The 15,818-nt window shown below is 59.3% G+C and carries 13 protein-coding genes; 8 read left to right on the top strand and 5 right to left on the bottom strand.

The window, feature by feature from the left end; all coding sequences use genetic code 11:
- The first annotated feature begins 196 nt into the window (after window positions 1–196).
- Window positions 197–1,096 (top strand): bifunctional methylenetetrahydrofolate dehydrogenase/methenyltetrahydrofolate cyclohydrolase FolD, encoded by a 900-nt coding sequence (gene folD, locus ASD36_RS03445; protein ID WP_060504663.1) that lies wholly within the window; start codon window positions 197–199, stop codon window positions 1,094–1,096.
- A gap of 20 nt (window positions 1,097–1,116) precedes the next feature.
- Here folD and ASD36_RS03440 read toward each other — a convergent pair whose 3' ends face one another.
- Window positions 1,117–2,148 carry a substrate-binding domain-containing protein gene (locus tag ASD36_RS03440; protein ID WP_060504874.1) on the bottom strand — a complete coding sequence of 344 codons (1,032 nt, stop codon included), beginning with the start codon at window positions 2,146–2,148 and terminating at the stop codon, window positions 1,117–1,119.
- Window positions 2,149–2,445: 297 nt separating this feature from the next.
- On the opposite strand from ASD36_RS03440, the gene ASD36_RS03435 reads away from it, so the two are divergent.
- The 7 genes from ASD36_RS03435 to ASD36_RS03405 all read left to right on the top strand — a co-directional run bounded on the left by ASD36_RS03435 (window position 2,446) and on the right by ASD36_RS03405 (window position 10,181).
- On the top strand, window positions 2,446–3,804 hold the full coding sequence (locus ASD36_RS03435) for an ABC transporter substrate-binding protein (protein ID WP_060504664.1): 1,359 nt from the start codon (window positions 2,446–2,448) through the stop codon (window positions 3,802–3,804).
- A 299-nt stretch (window positions 3,805–4,103) separates the two neighbouring features.
- The gene (locus tag ASD36_RS03430) at window positions 4,104–5,114 is read left to right on the top strand and encodes a sugar ABC transporter permease (protein ID WP_060504665.1); all 1,011 of its coding nucleotides are present in this window, start codon (window positions 4,104–4,106) and stop codon (window positions 5,112–5,114) included.
- 1 nt (window position 5,115) lies between these two features.
- Window positions 5,116–6,261, top strand: coding sequence for a carbohydrate ABC transporter permease (locus ASD36_RS03425; protein WP_060504666.1), 1,146 nt, complete (start codon window positions 5,116–5,118; stop codon window positions 6,259–6,261).
- Between the two features lie 34 nt (window positions 6,262–6,295).
- Window positions 6,296–7,954, top strand: a complete 1,659-nt coding sequence (locus ASD36_RS03420) for an alpha-glucosidase family protein (RefSeq protein ID WP_112834559.1) — start codon at window positions 6,296–6,298, stop codon at window positions 7,952–7,954.
- A 66-nt stretch (window positions 7,955–8,020) separates the two neighbouring features.
- Window positions 8,021–9,109, top strand: coding sequence for a sn-glycerol-3-phosphate ABC transporter ATP-binding protein UgpC (gene ugpC, locus ASD36_RS03415; RefSeq protein WP_060504667.1), 1,089 nt, complete (start codon window positions 8,021–8,023; stop codon window positions 9,107–9,109).
- A 148-nt stretch (window positions 9,110–9,257) separates the two neighbouring features.
- Window positions 9,258–9,665: a hypothetical protein gene (locus tag ASD36_RS03410; protein ID WP_082512175.1), complete on the top strand. Its 408-nt coding sequence runs from the start codon at window positions 9,258–9,260 to the stop codon at window positions 9,663–9,665.
- A gap of 150 nt (window positions 9,666–9,815) precedes the next feature.
- A complete protein-coding gene (locus ASD36_RS03405) occupies window positions 9,816–10,181 on the top strand; it encodes a GFA family protein (RefSeq protein WP_060504669.1) in 366 nt (121 codons plus the stop codon).
- Between the two features lie 47 nt (window positions 10,182–10,228).
- On the opposite strand, the gene edd is transcribed toward ASD36_RS03405, so the two are convergent.
- From edd to ASD36_RS03385, 4 genes are all read right to left on the bottom strand, one after another.
- Entirely contained in the window at window positions 10,229–12,049 is a 1,821-nt protein-coding gene (gene edd / locus ASD36_RS03400; protein ID WP_060504670.1) for a phosphogluconate dehydratase, read from the bottom strand.
- Window positions 12,050–12,236: 187 nt separating this feature from the next.
- Window positions 12,237–12,935, bottom strand: coding sequence for a 6-phosphogluconolactonase (gene pgl / locus ASD36_RS03395; protein WP_060508743.1), 699 nt, complete (start codon window positions 12,933–12,935; stop codon window positions 12,237–12,239).
- Window positions 12,936–12,946: 11 nt separating this feature from the next.
- Window positions 12,947–14,422, bottom strand: coding sequence for a glucose-6-phosphate dehydrogenase (gene zwf, locus ASD36_RS03390; protein WP_060504672.1), 1,476 nt, complete (start codon window positions 14,420–14,422; stop codon window positions 12,947–12,949).
- Window positions 14,423–14,531: 109 nt separating this feature from the next.
- Window positions 14,532–15,818: an FAD-binding oxidoreductase gene (locus ASD36_RS03385; RefSeq protein ID WP_060504876.1), complete on the bottom strand. Its 1,287-nt coding sequence runs from the start codon at window positions 15,816–15,818 to the stop codon at window positions 14,532–14,534.

Below are 15,818 nucleotides of genomic sequence, written 5' to 3'. Positions count from 1 at the left end.
CCATAGAGGCTGACTTGCCCCAGGCAGAAATCCCTCATGAATGATAGGAATGCAAATCGTCGTGATGTTTATGCTGGACCTGGCGCGGATCAGTGGTGAATTTATTCGATCTGAACAGCATAGGACGCATTGAGGCGAGCGCTGTTTTTTGCTGAAACTAGACTGAACAGAACAAACGAGAATCTGGGAGAACTCCGTGACGACCGTGATTGATGGCAAGCAAGTTGCAGCGTCGGTGATCGATGCCGTGAAAACCGCATCGCAGGCATTGACCGAACAGACCGGCGTCAAGACCGGTCTCGCCGTCGTCATCGTCGGAAATGATCCGGCAAGCCACGCCTATGTCTCCTCCAAGAGCAAGATGGCCAAGGAATGCGGCTTTACCTCGGTTCAGCATACGCTGCCGGAGGAAACGACGCAGGAAGAACTGGCTACTCTCGTTCAGACACTTAACAGGGATGAGAGCCTGCACGGCATTCTCGTCCAGCTTCCGCTGCCAAAACATTTGAATTCCGAACCGATCATTCAGTCCATTCTGCCGGAAAAGGATGTCGATGGTCTGCATGTCGTCAATGCCGGCAAATTGGCGACGGGCGATCTCGATGGCGGTCTCGTCTCCTGCACGCCTGCTGGCGCCATGGTGTTCGTCAAGCGCACGCATGGAGAGGACCTCTCGGGGCTGAATGCCGTCGTCATCGGCCGTTCCAACCTGTTCGGCAAACCGATGGCGCAGCTGCTGCTTGCCGCCAATGCGACGGTGACCATCGCCCATTCGCGCACCAAGGATCTACCGGGTGTCTGCCGCAATGCCGATATTCTGGTCGCCGCTGTCGGCCGCCCGGAGATGGTCAAGGCCGATTGGGTGAAGCCCGGCGCCACCGTCATCGATGTCGGCATCAACCGTATTGCTGCGCCTGAAAAAGGTGAAGGAAAGTCGCGTCTGGTCGGTGATGTTGCCTTCCAGGAATGCGCAAAGGTAGCCGCTGTCATTACGCCTGTGCCTGGAGGCGTCGGCCCGATGACCATCGCGATGCTGATGGCCAACACGGTCATCGCCGCCTACCGCAAGGCCGGTAAGACCGCACCAAAGTTCTGATCCGGAAAAAGCGGACGATCTTACGATTTCGGAGCAGGGCCGGTCGAGGCCCTGACGATCAGTTCCGTTCGCCACAGCTCCTGTTCCGGATAATCTCCCGTCTTCAAGATGCGCGAGATTAGCCGGGTGGCGATCCGTGATCCTGCCGCCCGAAGTGATGAACGCGTGGTCGTCAGCGGTACGCTGAAGTTTTCCGGTTTCAGCATCGGCAGCACGTCGTCATGGGCAATCAGCGAAATATCCTCGCCCATCTGCAGCCCGGCCCGATGGATTGCCCTGACTGCGCCAAGCGCGATCACGGTGCTGGAGCAAAGAACGGCGGTCGGCGGCTCACCCTGTTCAAGAAACTGTTGCATGGCGCGGTGACCATATTCGTCGGTCATCAGTGAATTCTGAACCAGCCTTTCATCGAACTGCAGCCCGTTCTCCTCGAGTGCGCGGCGCATTCCCTTCAGGCGGCGAATGGAGAAGGTCAGGTTTCCCGGGCCGTTGATCAGCGCAATCCGCCGGTGCCCCAACTGAATGAGCAATCGCGTCGCATCATAAAAGGCACCGGTATTGTCGATATCGAGAAACGGATAGTCGGCGGGCTGGCCGACCGCCCGGCCATGGACAACGAAGGGGATCGACAGGGATTTCAGCATGGCGATGCGCGGATCGTTGGCCCGCACATAGGCGAGAAACAGGGCATCGACATTGCCGCTGGCGGCCAGCCGCTTGAAGGTCGCCTCCTCGTCGTCGGGCGCGCTCGGATTGATGACGAAATGGAAATCGTGCCGGACGGATTCTTCGCCAAGCCCGGCAAGGAATTCGCCGAAATGCACATCGGAATCGATGCCTTGCGCGATCGGCATGACCAGCCCGATCGAGCCTGCGCGCCCTGTTGCCAGTCTTTGAGCCGCACGGTTTGGCCGGTAGCCCGTTTCGCGGACCGCGCTCAAGACACGCTGGCGTGTTTCGGCGTTGACTTCCGGATAGCCGTTGAGTGCCCGGCTGACTGTCGTTTGCGACAGGCCCAACATCTCCGCCAGCTGTTTCAAATTCACGTTCATGGCAAGCGCGCACTCCCAAAGCGCTTTGATTTGTATTTTGTTTTTGCTTTCAAACTCCAACGCGCGACGGATTTTGTATCATCGGCTTTACGCATCAACCAGAAAAATCAGCTGCATTGCATTGCAAACCTTCGCTGCACTGCAGGAAGTGGGCCTTAATTCGACCTTTAAGGGAAAGCTCTTGACTTGGTGCCTGTCGCAATGGTTTGTTAGCAAACTCAAAGCGCTTTGAATTTTGGCGGCGCTGCGGTGTTCGCCCGGCATCAATGGGTCGGGTCTTTCTTGGGAGGAAATGACGTGAAGAGAACATTCTTGTTGGGAGTGGCGGCGCTTGCGCTTGTGGCGGGTGCCACCAACGCCGCCGAGCTGAAATTCAAGCCGGGCGAAGATTCAAAATTCAACTGGGCAAGCTTCGAAGAGTTCAAGAAGGGTCATGACCTGAAGGGTCAGACGCTGACCATCTTCGGTCCCTGGCGTGGCGAAGACGAAGCCTTGGCGCAGTCCATGCTCGATTACTTCCGCGATGCGACCGGCGTCGATGTAAAATATTCCTCGTCCGAGAATTATGAACAGCAGATCGTTATCGACACGCAGGCCGGCAGCCCGCCGGATGTCGCCATCCTACCGCAGCCGGGCCTGATCGCCGATCTCGCTTCGAAGGGCTATCTGACGCCGCTCGGCGACGAGACCCAGAAGTGGCTGCTCGACAATTATGCTGCCGGTCAGTCGTGGGTCGATCTTTCGACCTATGCCGGCAAGGACGGCAAGAAGGCTCTTTACGCGTTTCCTTACAAGATCGACGTGAAGTCGCTGGTCTGGTACGTGCCGGAAAATTTTGAGGATTCGGGCTATGAAGTTCCGAAGACGATGGAAGACTTGAAGGCGCTGACCGAAAAGATCGTTGCCGATGGCGGCACGCCGTGGTGCATTGGTCTCGGTTCCGGCGGTGCGACCGGCTGGCCGGCCACCGACTGGGTCGAAGACATGATGCTGCGCACGCAGCCGGCCGACGTCTATGACAAGTGGGTCACCAATGCCATTCCGTTCAACGACCCGGCTGTCGTCGGCGCCATTGATGAATTCGGCTGGTTCGCCAAGAACGACAAGAACGTTGATGGTGGCGCCGCTGCGGTTGCCTCCGCCGACTTCCGCGACAGCCCGAAGGGCCTGTTTGCGTCGCCGCCGAAGTGCTACCTGCATCATCAGGCATCGTTCATCCCGTCCTTCTTCCCGGAAGGTACCAAGGTTGGCGAAGACGCAGACTTCTTCTATATGCCGCCTTACGCAAGCAAGCCCGAACTCGGAAATCCGGTTCTCGGTGCTGGCACGCTGGCCATGATCACCAAGGATACGCCGGCAGCACGCGCCTTCATCGAGTTCCTTGAAACGCCGATCGCGCATGAAGTCTGGATGGCCCAGACCAGTTTCCTGACACCGCTGAAGAGTGCGAACAAGGATGTTTATGCCAACGGCCCGATGAAGAAGCAGGGAGAAATCCTGCTCAACGCCACGACCTTCCGTTTTGACGGTTCCGACCTGATGCCTGGCAAGATTGGCGCCGGCGCATTCTGGACCGGTATGGTCGATTACGTTGGCGGCAAGTCGGCCAAGGATGTCGCGGACGGCGTCCAGAAGGCTTGGGATTCGATCAAGTAGGATCGCTTGATACGCAGCGGCTCCCGGCGAAAACCCCGGAGCCGCACTTCAAAAGACTGCGAAGCCTGAAGTGCTGTTCGCCAAGCCGCCCGGTAGAGTTGGTACGGCGGAACGGCTTGGGGAAAGCTGACAAAAGAAGCCCGTTGAAATGAACACGTCCTTGCCGGCCGCCGTTTAGGTTCGGGCATGCGAGTGACGTGATCATTCTGGCCGCACATGATCTCCCGAAAAGCCGGGAGCCATAGGCCAAGGGGCGGGCAGGCCGTTGATCCGGCCTTATTCCTGGGGAGGACGTTGCCATGCAGCAGTTGATTTTTGCCATTGCCACGATGGCCGCCGGCGTTCTTGGCTGCGCCGCCTATTTCTTCGGCACGAACTGGATACTCGACAAGCTGTTTCCTTCGAAAGGCCTGACGGGGCCGGTCGCCTCACGCAATCTGCGCATCACCAATGCCATCCGGCCATGGCTCTTCCTCGGTCCGGCGTTGTTGTCGCTGACCATTTATCTCATCTATCCGGTGATCGCTTCCGTCTGGCTCAGTCTGCATGACAGGGCGGGCGAGAATTTCGTCGGTCTGAACAACTTCATCTGGATGTTCAACGACGGCGAATTCCGCCAGTCGATCTATAACAACTTCCTCTGGCTGCTGGTCGTGCCCGCTGCCGCGACGTTCTTCGGCCTGATCATCGCAGCGCTGACCGATCGCATCTGGTGGGGCAATATCGCCAAGACGCTGATCTTCATGCCGATGGCGATCTCCTTCGTCGGTGCCTCGGTCATCTGGAAATTCATCTACGATTATCGTGCCGAAGGCACGGCGCAGATCGGTCTCCTGAATGCTGTCGTCGTCTATTTCGGCGGCACGCCTGAAGCCTGGGTGACGTTACCCTTCTGGAACAATTTCTTCCTGATGGTGATCCTCATCTGGATCCAGACCGGCTTCGCCATGGTGATCCTGTCGGCCGCTTTGCGCGGTATTCCGGAGGAGACAATCGAGGCCGCTGTCATCGACGGCGCCAATGGCCTGCAGATTTTCTTCAAGATCATGATCCCGCAGATGTGGGGCACGATCGCCGTTGTCTGGACCACCATCACCATTCTGGTGCTGAAGGTCTTCGACATCGTTCTCGCCATGACCAACGGGCAGTGGCAAAGCCAGGTTCTCGCCAATCTGATGTTCGACTGGATGTTCCGCGGGGGCGGTGACTTCGGCCGCGGCGCTGCGATCGCCGTCATCATCATGGTGCTGGTGATCCCGATCATGATCTGGAACATCCGCAACGCAGCCAAGGAAATGGAGGGCCATTGAGATGATTGCTTCTTCCCGCTCCCCCCTCATCTGGGTCGTCCATCTTTCCGTGATCCTGCTTGTCACTCTGTGGACCCTGCCGACCGCCGGCCTTTTGATCTCGTCGTTGCGCGACAAGGATCAGCTTGCCGTTTCCGGTTGGTGGACGGCTCTGTCGACCTCATCACAGAACATGACCGGCCGCGCGGCTTCCCCCGAAACGCAGATAGAACGTGACGGCAAGTTCGTTATCGCCGGCAATCTGCTGGAGGGCAGCGATGCCAAGGTCTCGGCCTTCGGCTTCCGGCCGCTGCAGCCCACCGCCTTTGAGGTTGGCGCCGTCGCTGATATCGGCGACGGACAGACGCTGACCGTCAAGGACGATGGCAGCTATGAAATCGTCTCGCCTACGCGCATGGAAGGCACCCGCGGCCAGCGTATTTTCTATACTGCTGCCGTTCCGCCGCGCTTCACCTTCGATAATTACCGCGAAGTGATGCGGGCTGCCGGCATCGGGGCGTCGTTCATCAACTCGCTGACCGTCGCCATTCCGGCAACGGTCATCCCGATCCTGGTCGCTGCCTTCGCTGCCTATGCGCTGGCCTGGATGAAGTTTCCCGGCCGGGCGATCCTGATCGCCGTCGTTGTCGGCCTGCTGGTTGTGCCGCTGCAGATGTCGCTGATCCCGCTGTTGAAATTGTACAATGGTGTCGGCGCGTTCTTCGGTGTTCCGGCCAAGACCTATGTCGGCATCTGGCTGGCACATATGGGCTTCGGCTTGCCGCTCGCCATTTACCTCCTGCGCAACTACATGGCCGGCCTGCCGCGCGAGATCATGGAATCGGCCCGCGTCGATGGCGCCAGCGATTTCGACATTTTTATCAAGATCATCCTGCCGCTGTCGTTCCCCGCTCTCGCATCCTTCTCGATCTTCCAGTTCCTGTGGACCTGGAACGATCTTCTGGTCGCCATGGTTTTCCTTGGAACCGGTAATGACGAGCTGGTCCTCACGGGTCGCCTGGTCAACCTGCTTGGTTCGCGCGGCGGCAACTGGGAAATCCTGACGGCCTCGGCCTTCATCACCATCATCGTACCCCTGATCGTCTTCTTCACCCTGCAGCGCTACCTCGTGCGCGGCCTGCTGGCGGGATCGGTCAAGGGCGGCTGAGACTTCACAAACAAAGACTTCTACAGGAATGACTATGAGTATGACCCAGACAAGTGGCTCCACATTGCAGGCCGACCGGGACTGGTGGCGGGGTGCGGTGATCTACCAGATCTATCCGCGATCCTACCAGGACTCGAACGGTGACGGCATCGGTGACCTGAAAGGCATCACCGCCCGCCTGCCGCACGTTGCCTCGCTGGGCGTCGATGCAATCTGGATCTCGCCGTTCTTCACCTCGCCGATGAAGGATTTCGGCTATGACGTGTCGAACTATACGGGCGTCGATCCGATCTTCGGTCTGCTTGCCGATTTCGATGCGCTGATCGCCGAAGCCCACCACCTCGGGATCCGCGTGATGATCGATCTGGTGTTGTCCCATACCTCCGATCAGCACCCGTGGTTTGCCGAAAGCCGGTCGAGCCGCTTCAATCCCAAGGCGGACTGGTATGTCTGGGCCGATTCCAGGCCAGACGGCACGCCGCCGAACAACTGGATGTCGATCTTCGGCGGCTCGGCATGGCAGTGGGATCCCACGCGTCTGCAATATTACATGCACAACTTCCTGACCTCGCAGCCGGACCTCAATCTGCACAATCCCGAAGTGCAGGACGCGCTGCTGGCGGTCGAGCGCTTCTGGCTGGAACGGGGCGTCGATGGCTTCCGGCTGGATACGATCAACTTCTACTTCCACGACCTGGAACTGCGCGACAACCCGGCGCTGGCGCCTGAGCGCCGCAATGCCAATACGGCACCGGCGGTCAACCCATACAATTATCAGGAACATCTCTACGACAAGAACCGCCCGGAAAACCTCGAATTCCTCAAGCGCTTCCGCGCCGTCATGGACGAGTTCCCGGCGATTGCCGCCGTCGGCGAAGTCGGGGACAGCCAGATCGGTCTTGAGATCGCCGGGCAGTATACGTCCGGCAATGACAAGATGCACATGTGCTACGCCTTCGAATTCTTGGCGCCCGATCCGTTGACCCCGGCCGGCGTCGCGCAGGTGCTGCACGATTTTGCCCGCGCAGCCCCGGAAGGCTGGGCCTGCTGGGCGTTTTCCAATCACGACGTTGTTCGCCATGTCAGCCGCTGGGGCAAGGGCATCGCCGATCAGGATGCGCATGCAAAATTCCTGGCCAGTCTGCTGATGACCCTGCGCGGCTCGGTCTGCATCTATCAGGGCGAAGAGCTTGGCCTGACCGAAGCCGAGCTCGCCTTTGAAGATCTGCAGGACCCCTACGGCATTCAGTTCTGGCCGGATTTCAAGGGCCGCGACGGCTGCCGCACGCCGATGGTCTGGGACAAGAATGCCGTCAACGGTGGCTTTGGCGAGGGCAAGCCGTGGCTGCCGGTGCCGAAAGAACATCTCGCCCGCGCCGTTTCAGAACAGCAGACGGACCCGAATTCGGTTCTCAACCACTACCGGCGGTTTCTCGCATTCCGCAAGCAGCATCCGGCCTTTGCCAAGGGCGACATCGAGTTTCGCGCCTACGAAGCGCCGCTGCTCGGCTTTGAACGCAAGTCCGGCAACGAGACGATTTTGTGCCTGTTCAACATGAGCAACGAAGCGGTGACCATCGAACGGCCGGTTGAAAAGCTCGATGTGCTCGAAGGCCATGGATTCGGATCGGCATTGACCGGCGACACCATCACACTACCGGCCTGGAGCGGCTTTTTTGCCCGGGTCGACTGAATGGGATCAACCGGTTCGGATGAATGGAGAACCGGTCAGAAACGAGAGAATGAAGGGGAGGATGACATGGCAGGTTTGCAACTGAAGAATATCCGCAAGTCCTATGGCGCGGTGGATGTCATCCATGGCATCGATCTGGATATCACGCAGGGCGAATTCGTCGTCTTCGTCGGCCCCTCCGGCTGCGGAAAATCGACGCTGCTACGGATGATCGCCGGCCTTGAGGAAATCTCTGGTGGCGAAATGTATATCGCTGGCCGTCAGGTCAACGATGTGCCGCCATCGCAGCGTGGCATTGCCATGGTCTTCCAGTCCTATGCGCTGTATCCGCACATGACGGTCTACGACAACATGGCCTTCGGTATGCGGATCGCCAAGGAATCCAAAGAAGAGATCGACCGCCGCGTGCGCTCGGCCGCCGATATCCTGCAACTCACCAAGTATCTCGATCGCCTCCCCAAGGCGCTCTCCGGCGGTCAGCGGCAGCGCGTCGCCATCGGTCGTGCCATTTGCCGCAACCCGAAGGTCTTCCTGTTTGATGAGCCACTGTCGAACCTCGATGCTGCGTTGCGTGTCGCAACCCGTATCGAGATCGCCAAATTGAGCGAGTCCATGCCGGATACGACGATGATCTACGTTACGCACGATCAGGTGGAGGCGATGACGCTCGCCGATCGCATTGTCGTACTCTCGGCGGGGCACATCGAGCAGGTCGGCCCGCCTCTGGAACTCTATGAACGCCCGGCCAACCTTTTCGTGGCCCGCTTCATCGGCTCTCCCGCGATGAACATCATTCCGGCCAAGATTGTTGGAACCGGCGCTGAAACCACCGTCGAACTGCCGGGCGGCAAGAAGGACGTGCTTGATATCGCAACGGCCGCCTCTGAAAACGGCAAGGCGGCAAGTTTCGGCGTGCGGCCAGAAGACCTGCGTGTTTCGACTGGCGACAGCTTCCTGTTCGAAGGCACGGTCGCCATCATCGAAGCTTTGGGTGAAGTGACGCTTCTCTATATCGAAGGGCTGGTTGCCAACGAGCCGATCATCGCCAAGGTGCCTGGTATCCTCGACATCAAGCGGGGCGAGAAGGTACGCTTTACGGCCGACAAGGCAAAGCTGCATCTGTTTGATGAGAATGGAAAAAGCTACCGGGCATAGAGCGGTCCAGTATCCTCAAGACCCGCCTGGGCGTGTGATTCCGGGCGGGCTTTTTTACGCGCGGTGTGCCACAATCGGACGCTGACTCACGCTCTGTTAAATCTCCAGCGCTAAAGTTCAAAAAAAACAAAGGTGCATGGAGAAAAAGATGCGGGGACAGACATCAGATAAACCGACATATCTCAGCCGGGAAGAGTCGTTCATGTACGACCGGGAAGCCAACTTCCCGATGGAGGACACACGCAACGATGCCCGGATCGAGTACACTGAAAACGGTATGCTCAATCTCACCTCCCGCCGCTGTGAACTGCTGAAAATATCGAAAAGCAGTGCGGTTCTGGGCATCGCCACGCAGTTCAAGCTGCCGCAGAATTTCTATCTCGATATTCCCAGCGCCCGCATCGGCATGGTCGGCTGCATCGTCAAGCGCGTGCATGCCAACAACATCATCGAAGCCCGGTTCCTGCGGCTTATGTCCGAGCGCGATCTCAATCGGATCTTCGTCTATTCGACACACCCCAATCATCGTAATCGCGTGCTCGATATCTATAGCTGATCTTCCTGCTGCATCGCTCTGTGGTTGGGCTGGCATTTCTCCTCCGTCTCGGAGAGGAGGGTGCCGGCTTTCCCATGCGCGCAAGCGCTTGACTTCATCTGCGGGAGGCGGATTGATAGATGCCGAGTGATTGAAGCGAGACGATGACCGATGAAACGACCCTATCGCCTTTCCTGTCATTGCGGCGATATCTGCTTTGAAATCGATGCCGAGATTTCCGAGGTGGTCGAATGCAACTGCTCGACATGTCGCCGCTCGGGCTTCCTGCACTGGAAGGTTCCGGCAAGCAAGATCACACTCGTCAACGAAAAACGCCGGATTTCTACCTATGTCTGGCGTAGCATCACCGAAGGCCACCATTTCTGCGCGACATGCGGCGTTGCCCTGATGCGCAGCGGCTATCCGGGTGAACGCGTGTCTGTGAACGCGCGCTGTATTGAAGGCATCGATATTTTCGAACTGAACATCGAACGTTACGATGGCCGGAGTGACATGCATCCCGGGCCGCTACCGTAAAACTTTAAGTTTGCTAAGCCCTCGATTTTCCGTCGAGGGCGTAGCTTTCAGTGAAAGAAGACGCTCGCGCCGTGTTCTGCGGCGCCGACGGCCGAGCGGAAAGGCGCAAACATTTCACGGCCCATGCCAAAGTCATTCTCTGACAGATCGGCTTCGGCCGGCGCCCGGCTGGCCAACTCGGCAGCATCGACCAGCACCTGGATCGTGCCGTGAATGGCATCCAGCCGGATGATGTCGCCTTCGCGGATTTTCGAAATCGGTCCGCCATCCTTGGCCTCGGGCGTCATGTGGATGGCCGACGGCACCTTGCCGGAGGCGCCGGACATGCGGCCGTCGGTGACCAGCGCCACCGTCTGGCCGCGGTCCTGCAGGATGCCGAGCACAGTGGTGAGCTTGTGCAATTCCGGCATGCCATTGGCTTTCGGCCCCTGGAAGCGGACGACAGCAACGAAGTCACCCTCCAGCTTGCCGTCCTTGAAGGCCGCCTGCAGTTCCGACTGATCGTGGAAGATTTTTGCTGGTGCTTCGATGACGTGACGCTCCGGCTTGACCGCCGAAATCTTGATGACAGCCTTGCCCAGATTGCCGGTCAGCATCTTCAAGCCGCCGGAATGCTGGAAGGGATGTTCGACGGTCGAAAGCACCTTTGGATCGTGGCTGACCTCCGGTGCCGGTTCGCGGGCGACGGTACCGTTAGCGCCAAGCTTGACGTCGATCGCATAGGCATCCAGCCCCTGGCCGAAGACGGTGCGCACGTCGTCATGCAACAGGCCATGCTTCAAGAGTTGGCTGATCAGGTAACCCATGCCGCCCGCGGCGTGGAAGTGGTTCACGTCTGCCAGGCCATTCGGATAGACGCGGGCGAGCAGCGGGATGATGTCGGAAAGCTCGGAAATATCCTGCCATGTCAGCGCGATACCGGCCGAACGGGCCATGGCGACGAGGTGCATCGTGTGGTTGGTCGAGCCGCCAGTCGCATGTAGGCCGATAACGCCGTTGACGATCGACCGCTCGTCGATCATTTCGCCGGCAGGGGTGTATTCGTTGCCGAGCGCGGTAATGGCTAGCGCCCGCTTGGTGGCTTCCTTCGTCAGCGCGTCGCGCAGCGGCGTGCCTGGATTGATGAAGGAAGCGCCGGGCAGGTGGAAGCCCATGATCTCCATCAGCATCTGGTTGGAATTGGCCGTGCCGTAGAACGTGCAGGTGCCGGGGCCGTGGTAGGATTTGGATTCTGCTTCCAGAAGTTCCTCGCGGCCGACCTTGCCTTCGGCAAACAGTTGGCGAACACGCGATTTTTCGTCGTTCGGCAAGCCTGTTGTCATCGGACCGGCCGGAATGAACACGGCGGGCAGATGGCCGAAGGTCATGGCGGCAATCATCAGGCCGGGCACGATCTTGTCGCAGACGCCGAGATAGACGGTCGAATCGAACATGTTGTGCGACAGGCCGACGCCTGCCGCCATGGCGATCAGGTCGCGGGAAAACAGCGAAAGCTCCATGCCCGGCTGTCCTTGGGTGACGCCATCGCACATGGCCGGAACTCCGCCAGCCACCTGCGCCACACCACCGGCTTCATGGGCCGCCTGGCGGATCAGGGCCGGATAGGTTTCGAACGGCTGATGGGCAGACAGCATGTCGTTATAGGAGGTGATGATCCCGAGATTGGGTACTTCGTCGCCCGAGAGCGCCACTTTCTCGGAGGGGGAACAGACGGCGAAGCCATGAGCCAGGTTACCACAGCCGAGAACCGAACGGGTGACACGCTTGGATGCAGCCGAACGCACGCGAGCAAGATAGGGCTCGCGGTAGGGCTTCGAGCGTTCAACGATGCGGGCGGTAATCGCAGCAATACGGCTGTCGGCGGACATGGCAATCCTGTTCCGGAGTGGTCGGCACTCCTGTGGTCGGCATGGTTGCGGTTATCCGGGTCTTGGGTCCCCGGATTGCGGGCTTAAAGCGTGTCGCGCAAAAGTGGTCAGCGGTTTTGCGATAACGACATGCGTAAAATCAAAGGCCCAAAGCGCAGGAAGCGATCCTCAGAGATCGCGCCCCGCTTTAGGGTGCCCAGTAAATCTGAAGCGGGGAGGCGGCCCGGCGCAATATCGCCCGGATCGGCATCTCCGCCTCGTCACCGGGCGCTTCAGCCTTGGCAAGAACGTCCTTCTTGGCCGCTCCCTCCATATGGAGCACCAGAAGTCGGGCATCCTGAAGGCTGGAGAATGTAAATGTCAGACGCGGCTCGCCGGCTCCTTCGGCTTCCATCGTCATCACGCCGCGGGGCGTTGCCGGATCAAGTGCTTCCGCAAGGCGCGAACCACCCGGAAAGAACGAGGCCGTGTGTCCATCGCCGCCCATGCCGAGAATGGCGACATCGAAGGGACAGCCGAGCGTGGCAGTCTGTTTCACCGCGGCGGCCGCTGCTTCTTCAGCCGTCGCCGCCGGATAATAAAGCGGCTGGAAGCGCGCTGCGGCTGCAGCATTGGTGAGCAGGTTGTCCTTGACGAGCTTCTCGTTCGAGCGGTCGCTGTCGGGTGCGACGAAGCGCTCATCGATCAGGGTCACGGTGACCTTGGCCCAGTCGATGGCCTTGCCGGACAGCGCCTTGAAAAACGCCTTTGGCGTCGAGCCGCCGGAGACGGCGATGCACGCTTCTCCGCGCGTTGCAACAGCGGATGACAGGGCTGCAGCCACTGCTTCCGCAAGGCCCTCAGCCAGATCAGCACCATTGTCGAATACATGCATCGCAGCCGTCATGGCTTTCGTCCTCAGATCACTTCATGCCAGGTGCGGCCGTCCCGCTCGATCAGCGCGATGGCCTGGCTCGGTCCCCAGGTGCCGGCTGTGTAGGCCTGGACCTGCTGGTTGACGGCTTCCCAGGACTTCAGGATCGGATCGACCCAGCGCCATGCGGCTTCGACTTCGTCGCGGCGCATGAACAGGGTCTGGTTGTTGCGCACCACGTCGAGCAGCAGGCGCTCATAGGCGTCGGCGCTGCGGGCATTGAAGGCTTCGGCAAACGTCATGTCGAGCGAGACGTTGCGCAGGCGCATGCCGCCCGGGCCCGGGTCCTTGATCATCAGCGACTGCTTGACGCCTTCATCGGGCTGCAAGCGGATAATCAACTGGTTGGCCTCGATGCGGCCTGCGGCCTCGTCGAAGATCGAATGCGGGATCGGCTTGAAGGTGATGACGATTTCCGACATACGGCCGGCCATGCGCTTGCCGGTGCGGATGTAGAAGGGAACGCCGGCCCAACGCCAATTGTTGATTTCGGCCTTGATGGCAACGAAGGTCTCGGTGTTGGAGACGCCGCCTTCGAGCTCCTCGAGGTAGCCCTTGACCGCGCCACCTGCCGAAGCGCCAGCCTTGTACTGGCCACGCACCGTCATCTTCTCGACATTGCCCGGATTGATCGGCTTCAGCGCGCGCAGGACCTTCAGCTTTTCGTCGCGTACGGCTTCGGCGTTCATCGACGGCGGAACTTCCATGGCGACCAGGCAGAGGAGCTGAAGGATATGGTTCTGCACCATGTCGCGAAGGGCGCCAGCCTTGTCATAGTAGCCGGCACGGCTTTCAAGCCCGACCGACTCGGCAACCGTGATCTGGATGTGATCGATGTAGGACGAGTTCCACAGCGGCTCGTACAATGCGTTGGCAAAGCGCAGCGCCATCAGGTTCTGCACAGTTTCCTTGCCGAGATAATGGTCGATACGGAAGATCTGCTCTTCCTTGAAGACCTTGCCGATCGTGTCGTTGAGTTCCAGCGCCGAGGCAAGGTCGCGGCCGATCGGCTTTTCGACGACGATGCGCGTCGTCTTGGTGATCAGCTTGTGGTCGCGGATCTTTTCCGAGATGTCGCCGAAGATTGCGGGTGCTACCGCAAGATAGAATGCGCGGACGCGGTCCTTGCCTTCATCGAGAAGCGCCTTCAGCTGATCCCAGCCACCATCGGATTTGGCATCGACCGGCACGTAGAACAGGCGGTCGGTGAAGATCTTGACCTGCGCCTCGTCATACTCGCCTGTCTTCAGGTGCTCCTTGAGGGCATCAGCGGCAAATTTGCGGTATTCTTCATGGCTGAGCACGCTGCGCGAAGCGCCGATGATGCGTGTCGGATCGCTCAGTTGGCCATCCAGCTGACGATGATAAAGGGCTGGAAGCAATTTGCGCTCGGCAAGGTCGCCGGTGCCTCCAAAAACCACATAGTCAAAGGGTTCCACAGGAATGATCTGGCTGCTCATGAGAAATCTCGATCTCGTTCTGGTCTGAGGAGTGTATAATCTAATCGATTTAAAAGCGCTAGGGTGCGACGCAACAAATTGCGTTTCACCCGCTTTTCAGATGCGGCTTTTAAAATTTGTCGCGCAAGGCATACCAGCTGAGTGCAACGAACAAAAGCACGGAACGGAACCGCGTGCCGCCGGGAAATGCTGGAATGTTCAGCTCCCGGAACAGGTCGAGGTCCGAGCGGTTGCCAGTGACCATGTCGGAATAGAGCTTGCCGCAATAGTTTGACAGCATGACGCCATGGCCGGAATAGCCGCCAATCGAGGTAACGCCGGGCATGACTTCGCGCACGAAAGGCTGGCGCGGCAACGTGATGCCGACCGAACCGCCCCAGGCATGGGTCATTTCCACATTGGCGAGCGACGGGTAGATTTCGCTGATCTGCCGGCGGATATGCTCGGAAATCTCACGGGGATTGTCGGCCGTATAGGCCTCGCGGCCACCGAACAGCAGGCGTCCGTCTTTGGATTTGCGGAAATAGCGCACGACGAAGCGCGAATCGGCAACGGCCTCGCCCCCTGGCAGCACATCCGGAAAGTCGCTGAGCACCTTGGTGGCGCCGATGAACGAGCGGATCGGCATGACATGGCGCGCCGTCACCGGCTCGAGATTGCCGATATAGCCGTTGCAGGCAATCAAAGCGCGGTCGGCACTGATCGTGCCCTTGTCCGTCTCGATGCTGACGCGGCCGCCGGCCTGATTGATCTTCAACGCCTTGGTCTGCTCATGCAGCGAGGCACCGGCCAGTACCGCTTGCTTTGCCAGCCCGACCAGCAGTTTCATCGGCTGGATATGGCCGGTGCCGGTATCGCGGATGCCGAACAGGTAACGCTTCGAGCCCAGCCGCGTCACGGTTTCGTCGCGGCCCATGAAGCTCTGATGCGGATAGCCATAACGCGTTGCGGCGATCTCGACGCTGTCGCGATACTCCTTTTCTGAACGTGATTTATGACAGACGTTCATCTGCCCCTCGACATATTCAATGTCGATGTCATGCGCGGATGCAAAGTCGAGAAGATGTTTCTTCGCGTCCTCGGCAAGATCAAACAGCGCCTTGGACCGCTCAAAGCCGAGCGTGCCTTCCATCTCTTCGGGAGACCAGCGCTGGCCGGTACCGAGCTGGCCGCCATTGCGGCCGGAGGCGCCATCGCCAAAACGATAGGCATCGATCAACGTGACGCGAACACCCTTTTTCGCCAGATTGTAGGCCGCCTGCAGCCCGGTGAAGCCGCCGCCGACGATGGCGACATCAGTTTCCACCGAGCCTGAGAGAGCCGGGTATTCCGGCCGCTCGGCGACGTTGGACTCATACCAGGAAATCCCCGGTGAGATCGGGCTTTGCCAGGGCAT

It is taken from the genome of Rhizobium sp. Root1334 (assembly GCF_001426665.1).
In the GTDB taxonomy this organism is placed as follows: Bacteria; Pseudomonadota; Alphaproteobacteria; order Rhizobiales; family Rhizobiaceae; genus Pararhizobium.
The sequence above is the reverse complement of the archived record's forward strand: the minus strand, read 5'-3'. Positions and strand labels throughout refer to the sequence as shown.